Genomic DNA, 20,838 nt, shown 5'->3' with positions numbered 1-20,838 from the left:
GGGCGGGTATAGTCCTCCTCCGGCCGGCCGCCTCGGCCCCCCCCCCCCCGAGCAATAAGGAGGGAGGAGGCATGCGCGCGTACGCGGCCCCCCCCCCCCCCCCCCCCCCCCCCCCCCCCCGCTGCTGTCGGTCGGTGGTCAGCCGGCGGTGGTCAGCCGAGCAGCTTGCTCGCCAGCGTCGCGGCGTTGTACGAGCCCCAGCCGGTGGTGAAGTCCCAGCCGGTGGCCGCGGAGTAGGCGCCGTTGCTGCCGCTGGTGATGTCGTGGAAGCCGGTGCCGCTCGCGGAGTAGAGGGCGGGGTTGGCGAAGCCGAGGCCGGCCTTGCCGGCCGCCGCGGCCTGCTGGTTGTACAGGGCGGCGAACGCCGCCCACTCGGGTGCGGCGGCGCTGGTGCCGCCGACCGAGCTCCAGGCACCCTGGGAGTAGATGGAGACGCCGGGGCTGGGGTTGGCGTGGGCCGAGACGTCCGGCACCTGGCGGTAGCCGCCGCCGGCGCTCTTCTGCACCGCCGTCTGCCAGCTGGGGATCTTGAAGACGGAGGACTTGCCGCCACCGCCTCCGGACCAGGCCACCTCCTTGCTCCAGGTGTTGGATGAGGTGACGGTCAGCTTGGTGCCGCCGACGCCGGTGACGTACGGGTCGCTGGCCGGGTAGTCCACGGAGGTGCCGCCGTCGCCCGCGTCGTCGGAACCGTCGTCGCCGGAGGCCGCGTAGAAGCCGAGGCCCTGGGCGGCGCCGGCCTTGAAGACGGCGTCGACCGCGTTGATGCCCGAGGTGGTGCGGGCGCTCTCGGCGGCGCCCCAGCTGATCGAGGTGGTCGGGATGCCGCTGTCGACGATGGCCTGGTAGGTGTCGACCTCGCCGGCGTCGGAGTTGGGGCCCTCGAACACGGTGACGTTCGCCTTGGGGGCGATCGCGTGCAGGACCTCGATGTCCAGTTCGACCTCGACCTGGCCGTCGCCGAGCGCGCCGGAGCCGCCGTCCACCTTCTGCACGGTCGGGGTCGGCGAACCCAGGCCGTAGTGGTTGTCGTACGTGGTGACGTTGGACTGCTGGAAGCCGTCGAACTCCAGCAGCGCGATCTTCTGGCCGCTGCCGGTGTACGTGCCGGAGACGTTGTAGCCGCCCTTGAGCTGGGCCGGCGTGTAGCCGCCACCGGGGCCGTTGTGGGGGGAGACGGTGTGCGGCGTCGCCTGGTGGCGCCGCTGGACGCGGTTGTTGAGGCCCGCCACGTCGCTGACTATGGAGGCGAGGGCGGTCGGCAGCGTCGGCGTGCTGTCGTTGGCGTAGAAGGAACGCCCCGTCTTCGCGTCCTTCCAGGTCGACAGCTTGGTTCCGAAGGCCTTCTCCAGCTGGGCTGCGGTACCGCTCGCGTCAATCAGCAGGTTGCCCGAGTGGACGGTGCCGACGGTCAGACCCTGGGCGCGCAGGTAGTCCTTGAGCCGCTTGATCTCCGCGTCCGTACGGCCGAAGCGGGCCGCGAACTGGCCCTTCGACAGGTAATGGCCGTAGGAGCTCGACCGCGGGTCACTTACCTTGGCGACGAAGGTGTCAAGCGCCGTGCCCCCTCTGGGGGTCAGACTGATCGCCACCGATATCCGCTTCGCGGCCGCGACGTTTCCGGTACGGGCCGCGCTCTGCTTCAGACCTGGCAGGACGTCTCCGGCGACGCCGGCACGGGCCGCGTGCGACTGCGGGGCGTTCGCGGCATAGGCGGCGGGGACGACTGCGGTGACCAGGGCGGGCGCGGCGACCAGACCAAGCAGTCTCAGACGTGACTTCACTGAAGTCCTCCGGGGAGTGGGGGAGTTGTTCCGGAAGCGGAACGGCTTCACCGTAGAAAGTCCGACCCCACCCCCATAAGCGGGGGAACCCTTGCGTCACGTGTAAACAGCCGATGTCGTGTCAACGGCGTGTGTCGAGAGCACGACGGGTCCGGGTACGGCTGGGCCGGTCCACCATCACGGCCTGCTCCGGAGAGTTCACTTGGCCGCCGTTGCCGGAGTCGACGGACGGCCCGGAGGTGATGACGGCGACCGCCATCACGTGGGCCAGCGCCGTGCGCGAGCGGACCCCGACCTTGCGGTAGACCCGCGACAGGGCCCCTTCCACCGTCTTGACGCTGATGAACAGCTTCGCGGCGACTTCCCGGTTGGTGGCCCCGCCCCCGACCAGCGCGGCGATCCGGGCCTCGGTGGGTGTGAGCTCGGGTCCGCCGGCGCCCGCCTCACCGCTCCGCTCTCCGGAGTCCAGCCGCGACAGCTCCTCCCTCGCCCGCGCCACCAGCGGAGCGGCGCCGATCCCCGCGTCGGTCTCCAGCGCCTCGACGAGAACCGCACGCGCCGTGCTCCTGCGGCGCGAGCGACGCTCGACCACGCCCAGCGCGATCAGGGTCCGCACCAGCTCGAGGGGCAAGGGGAGCCGGCGCAGACGGTCCACGGCGGCACGCAGCCGCGCCGCCCCCTCCTTCGCCCGGCCGACCCCCGCCTCCCGCAGGCCCTCCGCCCGCTCCAGAGCCGCCAGCACACTGCCGGGCGTATCACCGCTCACACGAGCGTAGGCCTCACGGACGACGACTTCGGCCTCGTCCGTCTCACCCAGGAGGACCAGGGCTTCGGCCAGGTCGCCATACCAGTGCAGCAAGGGCGGGTCGGCGGCACACATGGCCGCCCCGAGTTCTCTGACGCGTTGCAGCGCCTCGGCCGCGGCCGCGGCCCCCCTCGGGTCACCGGCGAGCAATTCGGCCTGCCCGAGCACGGCCAGCGCGCGCAGCAGGAACAGCCGGTCGCCGTCGGCTTCCGAGGCGCGTACCGCCTGCTCGGCCAGCTGCCGCGCCTCCTCGGCCGTGCCGCCCGCAGTGGCCGCCAGCGCGGCCGCGTACAGCGCGGGAGCCGCCTGGGCCATGGCGCGCGAGCAGCGCGCCGCGGTGTGCAGCGCCTCACGGCAGTGTCCGGCCCGCACCTGGATCCGGGTCAATGACACCAGGGTCGCCATGACCTCCTCGACGCCGGCGAAATCCCCGACAGTGGACAGGAGTTCGGCCACCTGCTCGCCGGCCTCGGTCACCCTGTCGGCGTCCAGGGCGAGGATCGCCCGCATCCGGATCAGCCGCCAACTCTGGGGACCGCCGCCGGCGCCCCCGGCCAGGGCGAGCGCCTTCTCCAGCGCGGCGTCCGCCGCAACCGGATCGCCGGACAGGGACCGCACCCGGGCGAGCGTGGCGAAAGCCCCGATCCGGGTCTCCGTGTCGCCCGCCACGGCCGCCTGCCGGACAGCGTGCCCGGCATGCCGGGCCGCCTCCGCCAACTCCCCGCACAGCAGGCCGCGTACGGCCGCCCAGTGGTGCAGCCAGGCCTCGGCCTCCGGATCGCCGACGGCGTCCCGGAGGCCTTCCTGGATCAGCGCGTGGGTACCCTCCAGCGCCTGTCCGGCGTTGCGCAGCAGGATCAGCCGAGCCCGCACCCGACGGCGTGCCGAGCCCGATGCGGCGAGGACCGTCCCGGCGGCCTCGGCCGCCTCGTCCAGTTGTCCGGCGTCGCACGCGTACTCCGCCGCGGCCAGCAGCCGGTCATCCCGGTCCGCGGGTCGGTCACCGGGAGTCCGGCGGGCGGCGAGCCCGGCCAGTTCGCAGGCGGCGCCGAGCGCGCCGTCGCGGCGCGCGGACTCCGCCGCCGACATCAGTGTGCGGGCGGTGTCCTCATCCCGGTGCGGGCGGGCGCGAGCGAGATGGCGGGCCTGTTCGACAGGCTCGCTGATCGCGCCGGCCAGCAGCGCGTGCGCCTGTCGGCGGAGGTGCTCCGGGGCATCGGCATAGACGGCGGCCCCGATCAGCGGATGCCGGAAGCGTATGGTTCCGTCGGCGTCGGTCGTTGCCACGCCGAGTCGTTCGGCCTCCGCCAGGTCCGCGGCGGGATCGGGGAGCCCGGCGGCGCACAGCAGGGTGAGGTCGGGGCAGGCGGCGGCGCTCGTGACCAGGAGCGTGCGCTGCGCCGTCTCCGGCAGCGTGCGCGTCCGGGCCAGCAGCAGGGTACGCAGTCTTCGGGGCACGGGCAGTGCCGGTCCGAAAGCCGAAGGCACCGGGCCGCGCAGGGCTGCCGCTCGCCCCAACTCCAGTGCGTACAAGGGGTTTCCGGCGGCGGTGTCCTGGATCGCCCGCAGTATCCCCGGTGGCAGGCCGGCACCGATGCCGGCGCGCACCAGACGGGCCACCTCGTCGTCCGTCAGCGGCGGCACCGGAAGTTCGGTGGTGCCCGGCGGGCAGCAGCGCAGCCGCTCGGGCTGCTCACCGTCCGCGACCCGCTCGGCGGCGATCACCCGTATGTCCAGGCCGCCGAGGCGGCACACGGCGAAGGCCAGCACCTCGGCGGTGGACTCGTCGAGCCACTGCAGGCCGTCGAGGACCAGCACGACGGGGCCGGCGGCGGCCAGTGTGCGCAGCACGTCGAGGACGGCGAGGCGTACCGCGAGGCGGCTGCGGCCCTCTGCCGGTTCCGGACCACGCAGCAGCGCTGCCCTCAGTGCCGCCCGTGGTTCGGGTGCGAGGCCCTCCAGGCAGCTCTCCGGCACGCGCGCGAACAGGTCGATGAGCCCGACGAAAGGAAGCTGGACGTCGTCCTCCGCGGGCGAGCAGTGCAGCACGGTGCCGACCGACGGGTCACACGCCGCCAGGGACGCCATAAGGGCTGCCACGAGGATGGACTTACCGATCCCCAGGGGACCGTGGAAGAGCACTCCGGAACGGGTCGTCAGTTCGGCCCGGGCGGCGTCCAGCAACTCGTGGCGCCCGGTCAGTGACCGTGCTCCCACCGCAGCCGTCCGTCCTCTGCTTCTGGGGTGGCGTCCGTGGCCTTCGTGCATGATCCGCCCGGTGACGGGTTACACCCGGCACCGAGGGCGGAACCATCGGTACGGCGCGTGCGACGGGCCCCAGGACGGAGGATCATGTGTTCATGACAGCCCGCACGGATTCGCCTTGTCAATGACCACGGGCGCGCATGACGACGGCGCAGGGAGTGGTCGGCGGCCTTCCCGAGGTGCCACGTGCTGCACGGTCGAGCCGCCACGTTTCGGCGGGCGCATCTGACGCCGCCCGCGGAAGTGGTGCCCTTGCACGCCTTCCTCGGCCCCCGGCTTCGGTTGGCCGTACAGACCTGGCGCGAGACCGGATTGCCTCGCTCGACGGAGCCTTGCGGGTCCTCACAGATCTGGACATCGAGCCTGTTCTGCTGCATGGCGACGCGGTCGGATTCAATCTCCTGAGACTCGATGTCCCGACCTCTCGCCGCGACTTACTCGGCGGGCGATCGCCAGGGGCGACCGGTGTGCGTCGGCTTACGGTTCCGGACGTGAACCGCCTACTGGTCGCTTCGCCGGTCGGCTTCGAGCAGTCCCACGATGTCACGAAGATTGTGCTCGAACAGCGGCTCGGAATCGGTCAGGGCGAAGTCCAGGTGCCCGAACACCTCGATGGACACCATGCCGTACAGGCGGGACCAGGCGAGGACGAATACATACAACGCTTCCAGGGGCGGCTGTTCAGAGCTGATGTGTTCCCTCACCTCCTCCAACTGGGGAAGCCAGTCCGGAGCAAGGGTGCCAGCCTTGGGCAGAGGGAGTGTACCGGCCCGCCAGAACTCCAGCATCAGGTCGAGGAAGACGCCGCCGAAGCGCCAACTGGCCGTATGACAGGGGTCGCCCGGTGCGCAGTCGGCGTCGGGCATCGGCTTGCTGAAGATGAGGGTGAACTCCGGCCTGTGGTCCAGTGCCCAGGCGCGCAGTGCTCGTGCGGTGGCGGTGAAGCGGTCCCGAGGGGACTGTTGAGGTGCCTGGTCGCGGGCGTGCTCCAGGGCGGCGGCCAGCTCGTCGTAGAGGGAGGCCGTGAGCGCCTGGACTAGCTCGCGGTGGTCGGCGTAGTAGCGGTACAGCCCTGGAGCGGTCATCCCCATCTCGCGCGCGATGGCACGCAGGGAGACGGCGGCCGGGCCCTCGTCCACCAGCAACTGGCGGGCATGGTGCAGGATCTCCGACTTCGTCTCGGCGCGTTGGCGCTCGCGCACCTCTTCGCGTTGCCGAGCCCGTCGCGCCGACGGGGTATCGCTGCTCACGGCTGTGCCTCCTGACCTGTCGCAGCTCCGCCGACCGGCCCGCGCTTGACAATGTTAACGGCTATCACCTCTAGTAAACGGCGTAAGCTGACGCTGCGTTCGAAAACCGGGGGAACCCAGTCGTGAAGACGACGATCATCCTGACCTACACCTTCACCCCGGCCTGGCTGGCGCTGTCCCGCGAGGAGCGGAACGCCATGGCGGCAGCCCACATCCACCCCGTGTTCGCCCGGTACGCCGGCCGCGTCTCGGCACGCTTCTTCGACGCGGAGGCGTTCACCACCGCCTTCTCCGACTTCGCCCTGCTGGAGACCGCAGACCTGGAGGCGTACTACTTCCTGATCGAGGAGCTGCGCGACTCGCCGCTGATCGCGCAGGGCTACCTGGTCATGAACGACATCTTCATGGGCGTCGAGGCCGGGTTCCAGGCGTTCGAGGCGCAGGCCCGTGTCGGTGGCGGTGAGGTGGCGCGTGACTGACACGTCCACGGAGGCTGCACTTCCGCGTCCGCGCCCGACGGAAGAGGAGCCGCGATCCGGCAGAGCCGCGGGGCGGTCCCGTACATGGCCGCTGACCCTGCTGCGCACCATGTCGGTGCTGTTCCTCTTCGACAGCTTGCTCCAGGGGGCCCTGGCGGGCCTGTTCATCACCGGTGACGTGCGCTTCCTCGACGTGCACGCGGCCAACGCGCAGCTGGTCGCCGTCATCGCTCTCGTCGAGGCCGTGGCCGCCCTGCTGGTGTGGCGCTCGATGCGGGGACCGGCATGGCCATTCGCGCTGGCGCTCGGACTGATCGTGCTCGTCGGGGCGCAGATGGGGTTGGGTGCGGCCCGGATGCTGGGCGGCCATGTCCCGCTGGCGCTCGGTGTGTTCGGCGTGGGCGTGGGGCTGGCCTGCTGGGCGTGCACGTACAAGCACCGTGGGGAGGAGCGCGGGTGACGTCACGTCGACGCTTCCTCGGAGTGACGGCCGGAGCCATGGCCGGCCTCGCCGTACCCGCCGGAGCGGCGGCGTACGCGAAGTGGTCGGGCGAGCGCACAGGCACCGTCCTGGCCAGCAGGATCCGCCCGCCCCGGCAGTTCGCGGCGCCACTGCCCCTACCACCGCGCGCCCGCCCGTCCCGGAGCGCGGGCGGTACCGACTTCTACGACATCACCCAGCGCGAGGGGTCCGTTGAGATCATCCCAGGGCTGAGGACGACCGTCTGGGGCTACGACGGCATCTTCCCCGGCCCCACTTTCACGGCCCGCTCCGGTCGGCGGATGGAGGTACGCGTCCTCAACAAGCTGCCCGTGCCCACCTCCCTGCACCTGCACGGGGGCGTCACCCCGCCGCACTCCGACGGCTACCCGACCGATGTGCTGGTGCCCGCGCAGTGCGGCGCCGAGTTCAAGGCACGGGGGATGACGCACCGCGGCATGGGCGGCATGCACGCCCACGCCGCCGACTGAACGGTCTCGGAGGGCTACAAGACCCACACGTACCCGATGGACCAGCGGGCGGCGACGCTCTGGTACCACGACCACCGGATGGACTTCAGCGCCCCGCAGGTCTGGCGCGGCCTGGCCGGGATGTTCCTCGTCCACGACCAGGAGGAGGACGCGCTCCCGCTGCCCGGCGGCGAGCGGGACATCCCGCTGCTGATCTGCGACCGCTCCTTCGAGGAGGACGGCTCCTTCCGCTACCCGGGCCACTCGCCGACCTGCACCGGCACCCCCGGCGTCGAGGACGCGTACATGGACGGCGTCCTCGGCGACGTACAGCTGGTGAACGGCGCCCCCTGGCCGGAGGCGGAGGTCTCGGCGACCCGTCACCGCCTCCGCCTGCTGAACGCCTCCAACGCCCGCCGCTACCACCTGGTGCTGGAGAACGAGCACGGCGGCACACTTCCCTTCACTCAGATCGGCGGCGACGGCGGCCTGCTGGCCGCGCCTCAGCGTCTGGACGGCATCCCCATGGCGCCGGCGGAACGCTTCGACGTCGTCGTGGACTTCACCGGGTGCGCGGTGGGGAGTGTGGTCACCCTGGTCAACACGCTGGCGGACGGCCGTATGCACCAGGTCATGCGCTTCCGCATCGCCCGCAGGGAGAAGGACCCGAGCCACCTCCCGGCCCGCCTCTCGCGTTTCACGGCCCTGCGTCCGGCGTCCGCCGTCGCCACCCGGCACTTCGACTTCCGCCGTTCCGACGACGCGTGGACCATCAACGGGCGCCCCTTCAGCACCTCGGAGTTCCTGGCCCGCCCACGCCTCGGAACCGTCGAACGCTGGCGGTTCACCGGCGACTTCCACCACCCCGTGCATCTGCGCCTGGCCCACTTCCAGGTCCTGTCCCGCGGCGGCCGGGCCCCTGAGCCCACGGACGCCGGCTGGAAGGACACGGTGGATGTGCGCCCGTACGAGGTCGTGGACGTGCTGGTCCGCTTCCGCGGCTACCGCGGCCGGTACATGCTGCACTGCCACAACCTGGAGCACGAGGACATGGCGATGATGGCCAACTATCAGGTGGTGTAGGGAGTACGCGCAGCGTCGACCCCGGGCGCACCGGTTTTCCCACCGGTGTTCCCGAGCATCGGGCTGCTGGAAAGGAAGCGGTCGTTGGGGGAGACGAGAGCTCGTCCTTCGGCTCCATCTTGATGGAGACCTCGCGGACGGTGCCGGCGCGAGAGGTGACTTCGGTCCAGACGGCACCGCAGCGGGGGCTGAAGCGCAGCCGCACCGAGTAGGCGGAGGCCGCCACGGTGCTCTCCGTTCGCGCGTCGCCTGTGCATCCGGACGGGGTTGGATACTGGCCCTCACAGCTTTCGCCCCGGCATGACGCTGGGACGGCGGGGCGGGTCGGCGGTGGCGTGGTTGCTGGGGCAGTCCTCGGCCCTGGCTGGCCCGCGAGCAGGGGCGATCCCGCGATGGTCGTCCAGGCGAGAGCGGCGGCGGAGAGCGTGATGACGGCGGTCGGTACAAGGTGCCTGCGTAGGTGCCTCTTTGGTGCCGGGGTCGCAGGTGCGGGCGGGAGTTCGGGTGGCCGTGGCACGGCGGACCGTTCAGGGCCCTGGTTTCCGGTTCGAGAGATTCGGGCAGCGGCTGCCAGTGGCGCATGTCACCCCCCGTCCCTGGTAGGAGCATCAGCCGGTGTGTCCCCGGCGCCTCGTCGACCGGGCTGTCCCTGTTCCTCCCTGTTGGGCGGGAAAAAAGCTCCCCTGCGGATGTCGGTGGCAAAACTGGCCGCCGACGCTTCACCCGTCCGAAAGACGATCGCCGGGCATGGTCCGAATGTTCGTCTAGGGTGAGCGGCGTGCGTGAGATCGCTGGCGTCAGAGCCATGCCCGGGGGACGTGTACGTGTCCAGTTCCATGACCACGGCTTCGTCGTCCGACGCGACCGGCTTGCCGTCCGCATCGCTGAAGCGTTCCTCGGCGACACGGCCGGATGTGTCACGATCTTGGTACTGCTCGCTTCCGTGGGCCTCCACAGCCTGCTGAACAAGGTTGGTGCGCCGCACGTCGTCGCCGTGGGTTGCCTGTGGGTCTTCATCGTCTCGGCCTGCTATGCCGCGCTCCTCGCGCTGCTGCGCTGGGCGGCCGGGGTGGTGGGGAACATTGTGGTCTTTGTCCTCGTCGTGGTGACGCTGCCGGGTCTGCTGTTCCCGGGGTATCGGCGGAAGGTGCTGCGCCGATGGCGCGATGGCGGCCCGGAGTCCGAGCCGGGGTGGGTGCCTGCCACCGCCCTCGGCGGAGTGTGGCTGGGCCAGGAGAATCCGGGCACCGACGCCGTGGTGACGATCCAGCGCCTCGACGGATCCGTCGTCGCCTACGCCGCCCGGCCCGACGCGGCCCGCGAGTTGCACTCCGGGTTCGAGGCACTGCTGCGCACCCACGGCTCGGCTCCTTTGGCGATGCCGCATCAGCAATCTGCGCCGGGAGCCGCGCCGTACCGGTCCTGGCATCCGGGGTCACCCCTCAACTGACAACGATCGACGTAGCGGCGCGTGCCTCTCCCGTTTCCAACTCCCTGCCTTCGGAGCCGATCCGACCATGTCCTTCTTCAGCAAGCGTCGTACCGTCCGGCTCTCCCAGCACCGTACGGCCGACAGCCCGTTCGGGCCGATACGGATCAGCTACGACAGCTGGCCCAGCGTCATCGCGCTCGTCCAGGGATCCGGCATGCCGCCCGTCACGGTACGGCCCAGCCGTGAGCACGGCTGGATCAAGGTAGACGGGCGGGTGATCTCCACGCGCCGGGGTAGCGACAGCCGCTGGGCCCTGCGCCGCAGAACACGCACCCGCACGTCCGTGGTGGGCGAACGCACCTACGAGCTGCGGCCCACCGGCCTGTGCCGGGCCCGGCTCCTGCGCAACGGCACGCCCATCGCTGATGCGCACGGCACCCTGGGCGCGTACGGCCCCTTCCGCAGCATCCCCGGCATCGACGCCCGGGTGACCTGGTCCAACGGCCTCGACCCCTACGACGTGGCGATCGGTCAGGCCATGGTGGTCGCCTTCGGCGCGGGCGCCCCCGGCGCACTGGCCTCGCTCGTCTCCTTCTGCCTCGACGTGATCAATTGACGCACGATCTAGAAGCCGGCCGTTACCGCTGAAGAGGCGGGACGGTGAGCCGGAAGCCGATTCCACGGACGGTGGCGATCCAGGCCGGGTCGCCGAGCTTGCGGCGCAGCGCCGATACGTGCACGTCGAGGGTGCGGGTGGGGCCGAAGTAGTTGGGGTCCCACACCGTGTCAAGGATCTGCTGGCGGGAGTGCACGGCGCCAGGGTCGCTGGCCAGTTGGGCGAGCAGATCGAATTCCTTCGGGGTGAGCGTGAGCGGGCGGCCGTCGATGGTGACACCCCGGGTGCGCCGGTTGATGGTCAGCGGACCGAGGTGCTGGACGCCACGCTCCTCGGGAAGTTGCGTGCGCTGGAGGGGGAGCCCGGTTGCCGTGCCGGTATTGAGCGGGGCGTGCCTCTCGGGGTGGGTGCGACGTGTGACGGCTCGGATCCGGGCGACCAACTCGCGTACGCCGAAGGGCTTGGAGAGGTAGTCGTCCGCTCCGACTTCCAGGCCGACGACGCGGTCGGTTTCTTCGCTTCGTGCAGTGATCATGATGATGGGGACGGCGGAGCGGGCGCGCAGGGCCCGGCAGACGTCGATGCCGTCCATGTCGGGTAGTCCGAGGTCCAGAAGGATGAGGTCGGCGGTGGAGGCGGACAGAGCGGAGGCTCCGGATTTGACGTGGTCGACGGCGAAGCCGTAGCGGTTCAGCCCTTCCATGATGGGGCCGGCGATCCGGTCGTCGTCTTCGACGAGCAGGAGCCGCATGGTTTCTGCTGTGGGTTCGGCCGGGACGACTTGTTCGGCCCCCGCGGTGTACGCGGGCTCGCTATTCGTCGGCATGGCTGTGTCCGTGATCGTCTGGGTTGTGCTCGCCGTGGGCATCGCGGCGCGCGGTGGTGGTGACGGTGCTGCTGGTGTGACTGGGTGTTGCGTTGTGGGGACGACCCTACGGGTGAGGAGGGCAACTCGGGGCCAGGAGCCCTCTAGTGCCGTGTTAGCAGATGGCCAATATTCCGACATGGGTGACCGGCTGGACTCTGTGGTTCGTAGGTGACTTACGTCTTTGCGGCGTCGATGGCTGCCTGCAGAGACTCTTTGTACGAGGTGCTCGTGAAGCTCGCTCCGGACACCGCGCCGATGGTTGCGCTCTGTGCGGCCAGGGCCTCCTGGCGCGGGGCGGGGATGGCTTTGGCGTTGATCTGCGCGCTAAGCGCCGGTGTGGTGGGGAAGCCGGCGGTGACGTCCGTGATGCGGCCGCCGGAGACGGTGATCGTGCTCTGGATGGTGCCGTATTCGCTACGGGCGGCAGGTCCGCGGAAGGTGCCGTTCTTCAGGCCGGTCCGGGTGGCCGTGGAAGAAGGAGCGGGCGTCGCGGTGGGCGCCGCCGCAGGTGCCGAGGTGCATGGCGCACGGGGAGCGGCGGCAGTGGGGGTCGCGGCGTCCGTGGGAGCGGGCGGGGGTGTGGAGGTGTCGGTCGGTGTGCCGGTTGTCCCGTTCGTCGGCGCAGGGGTGGCCCGGGCGTCGTCGCCCTCGCCGCGGTGGTCGCCGTCGCCCCCGTCGTCGTCCCCGGCTGCGACGTATGCCGCGGGTTCCACCGCGCCGCCACCGGTGAACGCTGCGGGGCAGGCGCCGGGGCTGCTCGCGGAAGGCGCGGATGCGGGCGGGCTGGTGGGGGTGCCTATGGTCGCGGCTCCTCCCGGCTGTGGGGAACCGGCGGTGGACGAGGGGTCGGCGCCGACAGGGGCCATGCCCAGTTTCAGCGCGGTCAACAGGCCGGTCGCGGCGGCGGTGCCGATGACGGCGGCGATGGTTCTGCGCATGGGGATGCCTCCAGACGTAGGGCGCGGGCTCCGGAACGGTCGTGCAGCGGCGCGGGGTTCAGAACTCGAAGGGGTCGAGGTGGATGTGTCGGTCGGGCACTCGCAACCGGCGGAGCACGTCCAGCGCCGTGTTGATGAAGCCGGGAGGTCCGCACAGATACACGTCACGGTCCGCGATGTCCGGCGCCAGGTCCCTCATGCCCTCGGGTGTGAACAGGCTTTGCGGCGAGGCGACTTCGCGGCGGCCGAGCACGTAGTGAATCTGTGCGTCGCGCTGGACCGCGAGGTCGTCGAGTTCGCCTCGGAAGACGATTTCCCCGTCGGTGCGGGCCCGGTGGATCACGACCGTTCGTGGGGGCAGCTGTTCGAGCAGAGCACGTATGGGGGCGATGCCGCTTCCGGCAGCGATGAGCAGGGCCTTCGGGCAGTGCCGCCGGTCGGCGGTGAAGGTCCCGAACGGCCGCGCCCGCTGGGGGCGGCGACTGCGGCGGTGCCGACGGGCGTGATTCCCCGAAATCACGGGGAGGCGCTGGGCTGCGGTCCTGCTCCTTCCGCTGCACGGGCGCTGGCTGCTGCGCCAACGGTCCAGGAAGCGGCGGTGGAATGGAAGAGGGTCGTGTCTCCGCTGGAGACGGAGGTGGCAGGAAGAGACGGAAGCACTGCGGTCATATCGTTGGGACCGGTGCTGCCGGACAGCGGGGGGCCGCCGATGGCGGGATGGTGGCTGGCTATGTCCATGGCTCTCCTGACTTCCTCGGCCGGCGGCCGAGGCCGCTGAGCGGCTGGCCGACGGGGTGCCGTTGCGTCCGCAGCGGACCGCACCCCCATCGGCAGCTGCCGCTTCCTCCTGCACGAGCACCGAATGGAATTGGCCCGTCCTGCGCACAGCGGCCGGCAACAGCCATCAGAGGCAGGGAAGGGCCGGGAACGCCAAGGACTGTAGGCGGAGGCACTGCAGCGCAATGTCAGCGAATGGGTAGCGGAGGGCCAGGAATCAGCCAATGTCTCGCAGCATCTGTGCGCCCGAAAGCCCCCGCCCGCGTGGGTTGCGCTGTCTCACTGCTGCCAGTCGGACACGGCGTACGGGCGCTCGGCGGGAACGGGTGGCACCGCGCCCTGCTTGGCTCGCATCGCCGACCGGGGACGTCGAGGGTGCCCTGGGCGATGCGCGTCTGCCGTCCTGAGGCGGATCACTGCATCGAGTCCCCCGCCCGGTGCGGTCTGCAAGGTCACCTCGCCGCCCGAGGCGCGGGCCAGCTGCTGCACGATGGGCAGGCCGAGGCCGGTGCCTTCGTGGTCGGCGTCGTTCGCCCGCCAGAAGCGGTCGAAGGCGCGTCGGCGCTGTTCCTCGGTCATGCCCGGCCCCTGGTCGATCACGTGTAGTTCCACGGTTCCGGGGGTCCCGTTCGCCCAGGCGGTGGCCAGGGTGATCGTGGTGTGGGGCGGTGAGACCCGCAGCGCGTTGGAGAGCAGGTTGTCGATGATCTGGTCCAGGGCGCCGGGGATGGCCCACGCCCGGCCGATCTTCGGCCCGGTCACGACGATGTCCACGTAGTGCTCGCCGGCGAAGGCGCTCCACACGGCAGCGCGGTCGGCGACGACGGAGTCGAGGTCGGTGGCCTCCGGGGTGGTGGCCGCGTTCTCCAGCCGGGCCAGAGCGAGCAGCCCGTGCACCATGCGACTGAGGCGCTCCACCTCGCCCACCGCTTCGTCCAGGCTGGGCTGGGCGCGGGGGTCGAGGTAGGGCTCGAAGTTCTCCAGTCGCAGCCGCAGCGCCGTGAGAGGGGTCTTCAGCTGGTGGGACGCTTCGGCGGCGAAGGCGTGCTGGGCCTTGAGCAGATGCTGCAGCCGGGTCGCGGTGCGGACGAAACTGGAGGCCAGTCGCCGTAGCTCGGGGGGCCCGAGGTCGGTGGCGGGCAGGTCTTTCAGGGTGCCGTCGGCCAGTTCTGTCGTGGCGTGCTCCAGGGCCCGCACCGGGCGGGTGATCCAGCGGGCCATCGCGAGAGCTATCAGCGCGACGGCCGCCAGCACGCCCAGACCCACGGCTGTCAGTGCCAGCCAGGCGTCATGAGCCTTGGACGTCACCGCGGTGAGGGGAAACGACGCCCGTACGACGCAGCGGACCGTCGCGCCGGAGGCACCTGGCACGGTGGCGAAGAAGACCTCTTCGTCGAGAGCCGAATCCTGCCGGGTCCCGGAACTGGACCGGTTCCGCAGAGCGGCTGCGATGTCCGGCTCTGCGGACAGGTCCGTCCCGGCTGGGACGGCGTTGCGTGAGTCGGTGAGCAGTCTTCCTCGGCTGTCCACGACCGTGACATGGCCTTGGGTGCGCTGTGCGAAGCTCGTGACCAGCTCGGGGACGTCACTGACGGTCCGTCGCTCGACCTTCTCCTCCAGCACCTCGGCGAGCATGACCGCGGCCTGCTGCCCGTTGCCGGTGAAGCGGGACATCTCACCGCGGGCGTAGACGTAGCCGAACGGCACTTCCAGGCACAGCAGCACCAGCAGGGTGAGGCTGAGGTAGCTGAGCAGGAGGCGGCGGATCACCGGTCACCTTCATCGACGTTCTCTCCCACCGGCCTGGCGGGTGCGGCGCCGTCGGGTGGGGTGAGCCGGAATCCTACGCCGCGGATGTTGTCGATCCAGGCGGGGTCACCGAGTTTGCGGCGCAGCGCGGCGACGTGGACGTCCAGGGTCTTGGTGGGGCCGATGTAGTTCGGTTCCCACACGGCGTCCAGGATCTGTCGGCGCGTGCGGACGGCGCCGGGGTCGTCGGCGAGGTAGGCGAGCAGGTCGAACTCCTTGGGCGCCAGGGGAACGCAGGTCTGGTGCAGGTGGACTTGGCGGCCCCGCCGGTCGATGGCCAACGGGCCGATCTGCTGAGCGCGAGCCGCCACAACGGTATGCCCCCTTCGGAGCCGGGGACCGGCATCATCGGCTCCGGCGCAGCGGGTCCGGCCCGTCGGAAGACGGCCCGGATCCGTGCGACCAGTTCCCGGACTCCGAACGGTTTGGACAGGTAGTCGTCGGCCCCCAGCTCCAGGCCGAGGACGCGGTCGACCTCGTCGTTTCTCGCACTGATCATGATGATGGGCACCTGGGAACGCAGTCGGAGCGTCCGGCAGACATCGATGCCATCCATGTCGGGCAGCCCGAGATCCAGCAGGACCATCTCCGCTTCCGCCGCGGCCAGTCCGTCGGCACCCGTACGGGCGTGCTCGACGGTGAACCCGAAACGGCTCAAGCCCTCCATCAGCGGGCCGGCGACCCGGTCGTCATCCTCGATCAGTAAGACACGCATGTCGACAGACTCACAAGCCGACGGTGCCCCGCGCCGGGAAAACGGCTGAGTGTCGCGTGGATTACCTTCGGCGAAAGTGAACAACCATCTTCCTTTACTGCCTTCTGCCCGTCCCTGACCCTACGGGCATCTCGGCAGTGCAACGTCAGCGAACAGGCAACGCCGTGCAAGCAGTCTGTTAAGAAAGCGCAGCACGGTCCTTGGTCATCCAGCAACCGCTTCCCCTATGACCAGTAGCCCGACGCAGGCGCTCCGCTCGCCGAGCCGGGCGCATGGGACATGCGGCCAATTATCCGGCGACAGCTCTATTTTTCGGAACGGTGGAGCCAGCGGAATGCTGGATCGATTCTGATGCCGGCCTTCCTTTTCTCTGGCGATCAGTTAACTAACGATCCCGTAACGTTGTCGGCAGCTGATCACGGACGGCGCTCGCATTCGCGCTTTCTCTTCGCCTCCGCAGCCTCTCCGCTTGCTTTTCCTATGCCACGGGACGGTGAAACATGCCGTACAGCAGCACCATCAACGAACTGCGCCAAGCGCGCCCCGAGCTGGTCGAGCCCTTCATGGCCGCGCTCCCCGGTGCGCGTGCCACAGTGCTCGGGCGACTATGGGGCGCCTTCGCCCGCGAACCCCTTCCGGGTATCGCCACCCGCAACCACGACGCTGGCACCCTCGTCATCCGGCTCACGGGCGGCGGACAGCTCTCGGTCCCTGCCGTCGCAGCCGAGCGATTCGCCTCGGTCCCCGACGACTTCATCGTGCAGGGCCCCGACGGCCCGATCGACGAGCCAACACGGCTCCTCGCCGCCCTCGGAGTGCACACCGAGACCGCGTCGCGCCTGGCCGCCGAGCTCGACAACAGCGTCGCCAACCTCGCGCTGGCCCGCGCGGCGAACAACGAGCCGCCCGGGGTACGGGACTCCGCCGATGCAGAACAGGCCGTGGTCGACGGCCACCCGCAGCACCCCTGCTGCCGTACCCGCAGCGGACTGTCCGTCGCCGAGGTCCTCGCTTACGCGCCCGAGCATCACCCCGTCATCGAGCTGGGGCTCGTCGCCGTACCTGCCGATCGGTGGCAGGCCACGGGCGACTGGCCCGAGGAACTGCGCGACGGCGACACCGTCCTCATGCCCGTCCATCCCTGGCAGCGCGACCACGTCCTCGCACAGCAGCCTGACCTGGCGGTCGTGGACCGTACGATCGCCGCCCGGCCGCTGCTGTCGATGCGCACCATGTCTCCGCTCGACACGCTGCCGGGCTGTCACATCAAGACGGCGCTGGACGTGCAGGTCACCAACTACCGGCGCACCATCTCCCCGGCCGAGGTGGCTGACGGGCCCCCGCTGTCGGAGCTGGTCACCGCAGTCGTGGACAAGGCCGGCTATGGCGACAGCCTGCGGATCCTGCGAGAACTCGCGGGCGGCGCCATCCGTGTCGACGGCAGTCCCTCGGCGAGCCTGGCGGCGATGATCCGCGAGTCCAGCGAACGGCACCTCGGACCCGGTGAGATCGCCGTTCCCCTCACCGCCATCCACGCCACCGGGGCCCGCGTGGTGAGCGGCGACCCCGTCACCTGGCTGGTGGAGTTCGCCCGACTCGTCCTGCCACCCACGCTGACGCTGTTGTCCATGGGCGTGGCCCTGGAGGCCCACGGACAGAACACGCTCGTCGCGCTGCGCGACGGACGTCCGGTGCGGGTGCTCTACCGTGACTTGGACGGCGTCCGCATCCACCCGCACCGGCTCGCCCTCAACGGATTCTCGCTGCCCTCGCTGGCCGGTACCCGGGCCGGAAACGACGAGGCGGCGCTGCGCACCAAGCTGTTCGGCGGCCTGCTCAGCGGCGTCTTCAGCGAACTGGTCGCCGTGTTCTCGCGCAACCACGGAGCCGACCCCGAGCAGCTATGGGCGGCAGTTGCCGAGGTCGCACGCCGTGTCTACGCCGACCTTCCCGACGCGGACGGGGACCGGGAGTTCTTCTTCGGCGACACGCTGCCGCTGAAGGCGACCATCGCGATGCGTCTGGCCGAACAGTCCGGCGTCGCCCAGTGGACCCCCGTCCCCAACCCCCTGGCCCGCCACCGCTGACAGCCCGCTTCCCACAGCCGGGCCCGGCCGGCCCCCCGCACACCTCTCGTTGCACCGACTGGAGTCCTTCCGCATGACCGTCCCCAGCACCACCGGCGCCGTCCTCGCCACCACCGACCATCCCGACCGGGCCGCCGACGCCGTCACCGCCCACACCCTGCTCAACTGCCTGATCCGGGAAGTGTCCGCGCCCGAGCGCCAGGTCACTGTCGACAACGGCCACCTGCTGCTGTGGCTGCCCCGCCGTGACGTCCTGCTCCGCGTCCCCCTGCGCCGGATCTCCCTGATCGGCGCGCACCGCTTCGACGGTCCGATCAAGCGGTACGACGGCGCCGGCTGGTTCCCGATCGGCTGGCGAGAGCTCGCCGGATACATTCAGGAGGAGCTGGAGCTGCGGACCGGCGTGGCCAACGACGAGTTCCTGGACCAGGTCACCGACAGCCGGAACACCATCCGCACCGTGCTGGAGCAGCGCGCCACAAGGACCTTGCCGCAGGACCCGTACCTGGAGTCCGAGCAGTCCCTGGTTTACGGCCACCGCTTCCACCCCTCGCCCAAGTCCCGCACCGGCGACCCGGCGGACTGGCTGGAGTACGGCCCGGAGACCGGCACCCGCTTCCCCCTGCGCTACCTCGCCGTCCACAGGCGTCTGGTACGCGAGGAAGGCGACCTGAGCAGGCTCGACGCCCTCCACCCATCCGGGCGAAAGGATTACGTGACCCTGCCGGTCCACCCGTGGCAGTACCGGCTGCTCAGCGACCACCCCGCCCTGCGCAGGGCCATGGCCGCAGGCTCGATCGTCGACACCGGCGTCACAGGCCCGGACTTCGCCCCCACCGCCTCCGTCCGGACCCTCTACCAGCCGGGCACCGACACGTTCCTGAAGTTCAGCCTCAACGTCCGCCTGACCAACTGCGTCCGCAAGAACGCCGCCTACGAGCTGTCCGGCGCCGTCGCCCTCAACCGGCTCCTGGGCCCCGTCTTCGCCAAGATCGGTCAGACGCATCCCGGAAGCTCGCTGCTCGCCGAACCGGGTTACCGCACCCTCGCCCTCGACGACGACCTCTCCCTCCTGGAAGGCTTCGGCGTCATCGTCCGCACCGGCCTGCGCGAACACCTGCGCCCGGGCGTGACACCGCTGCTTGCCGCCGCCATCGCCGACGAGCACCCCACCAGCTCGGCCCAGGTCGCCCGCCTGCTGGCGCGCGGCGACGGTGACGCGCTCGCCTGGTGGGACGCCTACCTCGGCCTGCTCCTGCCCCCTGTCCTGACCGCCTACTTCGAGCACGGCATCGTCCTCGAACCCCATCTGCAGAACGTCGTTGTCGGAGTGAGCGACGACGGCACCCCCGCCCAGATGCTCTTCCGCGACCTGGAGGGCACCAAGCTCGTCCCCGAACACCACCGACCGTTCCTCGCCGCCCTGCCCGAGGACGTGCGCACTCCGATGACGTACGACGCCGAACGAGGCTGGAACCGGGTGGCCTATTGCCTCCTGGTCAACCATGCCGCCGAAGTCCTCGCCGCCCTCGCCGACACCGACCCCGCCCTGGAACCCGCCCTGTGGGGCCTGGTCCGCGACCACCTCGACGCCTACTCGCGCAGCGCAGGCGAACCGCCCCGGCTGCGCGCCCTGCTCTCGGGCGTCCCGCTGCCCGCCAAGGCCAACCTGCTGCTGCGCTGGTCCCGGCAGGCCGACCGGCACGCCGGCTACGTTCCGCTGCCCAGCCCGCTGGGCGAGGGCTTCCCCCGCGAGGTGACCCGATGAGGCCAGAACTTCTCCAGCACGTCAACGGGCTGGACGCGGAAGACCTCCCCGCCTACGTCTACGACCTCAGCGACCTGCGCGAACACGCGGCCGCCATCCGCGCCGCCCTGCCCGAACGCGTCCAGCTCTTCTACGCCGCCAAGGCCAACTCCGACCCCCGGCTCCTGACCGTCCTGCGCGACCACGTCGACGGCTTCGAGGTCGCCTCCGGCGGCGAACTCCACCACATCCAGATCACCTGCCCCGGCACGCCGATCGCCTTCGGCGGCCCCGGAAAGACACCCGCCGAACTCGAACAGGCCCTCCAGGCCGGAGTGGACCGCCTGCACATCGAGAGCGAACAAGAGCTCCACCTGCTCATCGCCCTGCTCGGCGAGCGCACCGTGGACGTGTTGCTCCGAGTCAACCTCCCGATCTCCCTCGGTCCCGTGGCCCTCGCCATGGGCGGCCGGCCCAGCCCCTTCGGCCTGGATCCCGGCCACCTCGACCGCTGCCTCGCCCTCATCGCCGACGACCCGCGCATCCGGCTGCGCGGCATCCACGTCCACCTCGCCAGCGGCCTCGATGCCACCGCCCACCTCGACCTCGCCGCCCAGGTCCTGACCTGGGCGAGCGAATGGGCGAAGGAGAACGGCGTGGAGCTGACCGAGGTCAACCTCGGCGGTGGCATGGATGTCGACTACGCCCGCCCCGACCGGCGCTTCGACTGGCCGGCCTTCGGTACCGGCCTGCGCCGCCTACTGGAGGGGTACCCGCGCCTGACCCTGCGCATCGAACCGGGCCGCTCGGTCACTGTGTACTGCGGCCGGTACGTCACCGAGGTCCTGGACATCAAACGCAGCCACGGCCATGCCTTCGCTGTCCTGCGCGGCGGCACCCACCATCTGCGCACGCCGGCCACCAAGCAGCACGACCAGCCGTTCACCATCGTCCCCGTCGACGGCTGGGACCGGCCCTGGGAACGCCCCCAGGCCCAGGACGAACCCGTCACTCTGGTCGGCCAGTTGTGCACACCAAAGGACGTCCTGGGCCGCGCCGTCCAGGTCGGACGGCTGCGCGTCGGCGACAAGATCGCCTTCGCCCTGGCCGGGGCGTACGCATGGAACATCTCCCACCACGAGTTCCTGATGCACCCCGCCCCGCAGTTCCACCACCTCGACCACGCCTCCGTCCCCGTCCCCGTCCTCGCCGGACCCCACCCGTAGAAGGTC

The 20,838-nt window shown here is 70.6% G+C and carries 15 protein-coding genes and 3 pseudogenes; 9 read left to right on the top strand and 9 right to left on the bottom strand.

Annotated elements, in window-relative coordinates; all coding sequences use genetic code 11:
• Positions 1-152: 152 nt before the first annotated feature.
• From ACZ7HQ_RS14760 to ACZ7HQ_RS14750, 3 genes are all read right to left on the bottom strand, one after another.
• Positions 153-1,784: a S53 family peptidase gene (locus ACZ7HQ_RS14760; protein WP_470988838.1), complete on the bottom strand. Its 1,632-nt coding sequence runs from the start codon at positions 1,782-1,784 to the stop codon at positions 153-155.
• 121 nt (positions 1,785-1,905) lie between these two features.
• Complete coding sequence (locus ACZ7HQ_RS14755; RefSeq protein WP_470988836.1) at positions 1,906-4,806, bottom strand: helix-turn-helix transcriptional regulator; 2,901 nt, start codon at positions 4,804-4,806, stop codon at positions 1,906-1,908.
• Positions 4,807-5,354: 548 nt separating this feature from the next.
• On the bottom strand, positions 5,355-6,104 hold the full coding sequence (locus ACZ7HQ_RS14750; protein ID WP_470988834.1) for a TetR/AcrR family transcriptional regulator: 750 nt from the start codon (positions 6,102-6,104) through the stop codon (positions 5,355-5,357).
• 122 nt (positions 6,105-6,226) lie between these two features.
• On the opposite strand from ACZ7HQ_RS14750, the gene ACZ7HQ_RS14745 reads away from it, so the two are divergent.
• From ACZ7HQ_RS14745 to ACZ7HQ_RS14730, 4 genes and pseudogenes are all read left to right on the top strand, one after another.
• On the top strand, positions 6,227-6,583 hold the full coding sequence (locus tag ACZ7HQ_RS14745; protein ID WP_470988832.1) for a darcynin family protein: 357 nt from the start codon (positions 6,227-6,229) through the stop codon (positions 6,581-6,583).
• Positions 6,576-7,043, top strand: a complete 468-nt coding sequence (locus ACZ7HQ_RS14740; protein ID WP_470988828.1) for a hypothetical protein — start codon at positions 6,576-6,578, stop codon at positions 7,041-7,043. Before ACZ7HQ_RS14745 ends, ACZ7HQ_RS14740 begins: the two co-directional genes overlap by 8 nt.
• 38 nt (positions 7,044-7,081) lie before the next feature.
• A pseudogene (locus tag ACZ7HQ_RS14735) lies at positions 7,082-7,687 on the top strand (multicopper oxidase family protein); the annotation flags it as partial.
• Positions 7,676-8,617, top strand: coding sequence for a multicopper oxidase family protein (locus tag ACZ7HQ_RS14730; protein WP_470989014.1), 942 nt, complete (start codon positions 7,676-7,678; stop codon positions 8,615-8,617). The pseudogene ACZ7HQ_RS14735 and the gene ACZ7HQ_RS14730, both read left to right, overlap by 12 nt.
• A gap of 115 nt (positions 8,618-8,732) precedes the next feature.
• On the opposite strand, the pseudogene ACZ7HQ_RS14725 reads toward ACZ7HQ_RS14730, so the two are convergent.
• Positions 8,733-9,134, bottom strand: a pseudogene (locus ACZ7HQ_RS14725) (DUF2690 domain-containing protein); the annotation flags it as partial.
• Positions 9,135-9,386: 252 nt separating this feature from the next.
• Here ACZ7HQ_RS14725 and ACZ7HQ_RS14720 point away from each other — a divergent pair.
• Entirely contained in the window at positions 9,387-10,067 is a 681-nt protein-coding gene (locus ACZ7HQ_RS14720; RefSeq protein WP_470988826.1) for a hypothetical protein, read from the top strand.
• Between the two features lie 67 nt (positions 10,068-10,134).
• Entirely contained in the window at positions 10,135-10,665 is a 531-nt protein-coding gene (locus ACZ7HQ_RS14715) for a hypothetical protein (RefSeq protein ID WP_470988823.1), read from the top strand.
• A 22-nt stretch (positions 10,666-10,687) separates the two neighbouring features.
• Here ACZ7HQ_RS14715 and ACZ7HQ_RS14710 read toward each other — a convergent pair whose 3' ends face one another.
• The 5 genes and pseudogenes from ACZ7HQ_RS14710 to ACZ7HQ_RS14690 all read right to left on the bottom strand — a co-directional run bounded on the left by ACZ7HQ_RS14710 (position 10,688) and on the right by ACZ7HQ_RS14690 (position 15,772).
• Positions 10,688-11,416 (bottom strand): response regulator transcription factor, encoded by a 729-nt coding sequence (locus ACZ7HQ_RS14710; protein WP_470989011.1) that lies wholly within the window; start codon positions 11,414-11,416, stop codon positions 10,688-10,690.
• Between the two features lie 290 nt (positions 11,417-11,706).
• Positions 11,707-12,471 (bottom strand): FMN-binding protein, encoded by a 765-nt coding sequence (locus tag ACZ7HQ_RS14705; protein ID WP_470988818.1) that lies wholly within the window; start codon positions 12,469-12,471, stop codon positions 11,707-11,709.
• 58 nt (positions 12,472-12,529) lie between these two features.
• Complete coding sequence (locus tag ACZ7HQ_RS14700; RefSeq protein ID WP_470988813.1) at positions 12,530-12,991, bottom strand: hypothetical protein; 462 nt, start codon at positions 12,989-12,991, stop codon at positions 12,530-12,532.
• A 536-nt stretch (positions 12,992-13,527) separates the two neighbouring features.
• Entirely contained in the window at positions 13,528-15,018 is a 1,491-nt protein-coding gene (locus tag ACZ7HQ_RS14695; protein ID WP_470988810.1) for a sensor histidine kinase, read from the bottom strand.
• Positions 15,015-15,772: pseudogene (locus tag ACZ7HQ_RS14690) on the bottom strand (response regulator transcription factor). The gene ACZ7HQ_RS14695 and the pseudogene ACZ7HQ_RS14690 overlap by 4 nt, the downstream one beginning before the upstream one ends.
• Before the next feature lie 500 nt (positions 15,773-16,272).
• Between ACZ7HQ_RS14690 and ACZ7HQ_RS14685 the strand changes: the two are divergent.
• From ACZ7HQ_RS14685 to ACZ7HQ_RS14675, 3 genes are all read left to right on the top strand, one after another.
• Entirely contained in the window at positions 16,273-17,859 is a 1,587-nt protein-coding gene (locus ACZ7HQ_RS14685; protein ID WP_470988807.1) for an IucA/IucC family protein, read from the top strand.
• Between the two features lie 73 nt (positions 17,860-17,932).
• Entirely contained in the window at positions 17,933-19,627 is a 1,695-nt protein-coding gene (locus ACZ7HQ_RS14680; protein WP_470988805.1) for an IucA/IucC family protein, read from the top strand.
• Positions 19,624-20,832, top strand: coding sequence for a type III PLP-dependent enzyme (locus ACZ7HQ_RS14675; protein WP_470988802.1), 1,209 nt, complete (start codon positions 19,624-19,626; stop codon positions 20,830-20,832). Before ACZ7HQ_RS14680 ends, ACZ7HQ_RS14675 begins: the two co-directional genes overlap by 4 nt.
• Positions 20,833-20,838: the final 6 nt, after the last annotated feature.

Source organism: Streptomyces sp. NPDC037290 (genome assembly GCF_055603245.1).
The sequence above is the reverse complement of the archived record's forward strand: the minus strand, read 5'-3'. Positions and strand labels throughout refer to the sequence as shown.

Bases quoted from the DNA above. Each gene is read 5' to 3' on its own strand.
- ACZ7HQ_RS14730 (WP_470989014.1), top strand. From the start codon at position 7,676: ATGTTCCTCGTCCACGACCAGGAGGAGGACGCGCTCCCGCTGCCCGGC.
- ACZ7HQ_RS14715 (WP_470988823.1), top strand. From the start codon at position 10,135: ATGTCCTTCTTCAGCAAGCGTCGTACCGTCCGGCTCTCCCAGCACCGT.
- ACZ7HQ_RS14710 (WP_470989011.1), bottom strand. From the start codon at position 11,416: ATGCGGCTCCTGCTCGTCGAAGACGACGACCGGATCGCCGGCCCCATC.
- ACZ7HQ_RS14705 (WP_470988818.1), bottom strand. From the start codon at position 12,471: ATGCGCAGAACCATCGCCGCCGTCATCGGCACCGCCGCCGCGACCGGC.
- ACZ7HQ_RS14685 (WP_470988807.1), top strand. From the start codon at position 16,273: ATGCCGTACAGCAGCACCATCAACGAACTGCGCCAAGCGCGCCCCGAG.
- ACZ7HQ_RS14680 (WP_470988805.1), top strand. From the start codon at position 17,933: ATGACCGTCCCCAGCACCACCGGCGCCGTCCTCGCCACCACCGACCAT.
- ACZ7HQ_RS14675 (WP_470988802.1), top strand. From the start codon at position 19,624: ATGAGGCCAGAACTTCTCCAGCACGTCAACGGGCTGGACGCGGAAGAC.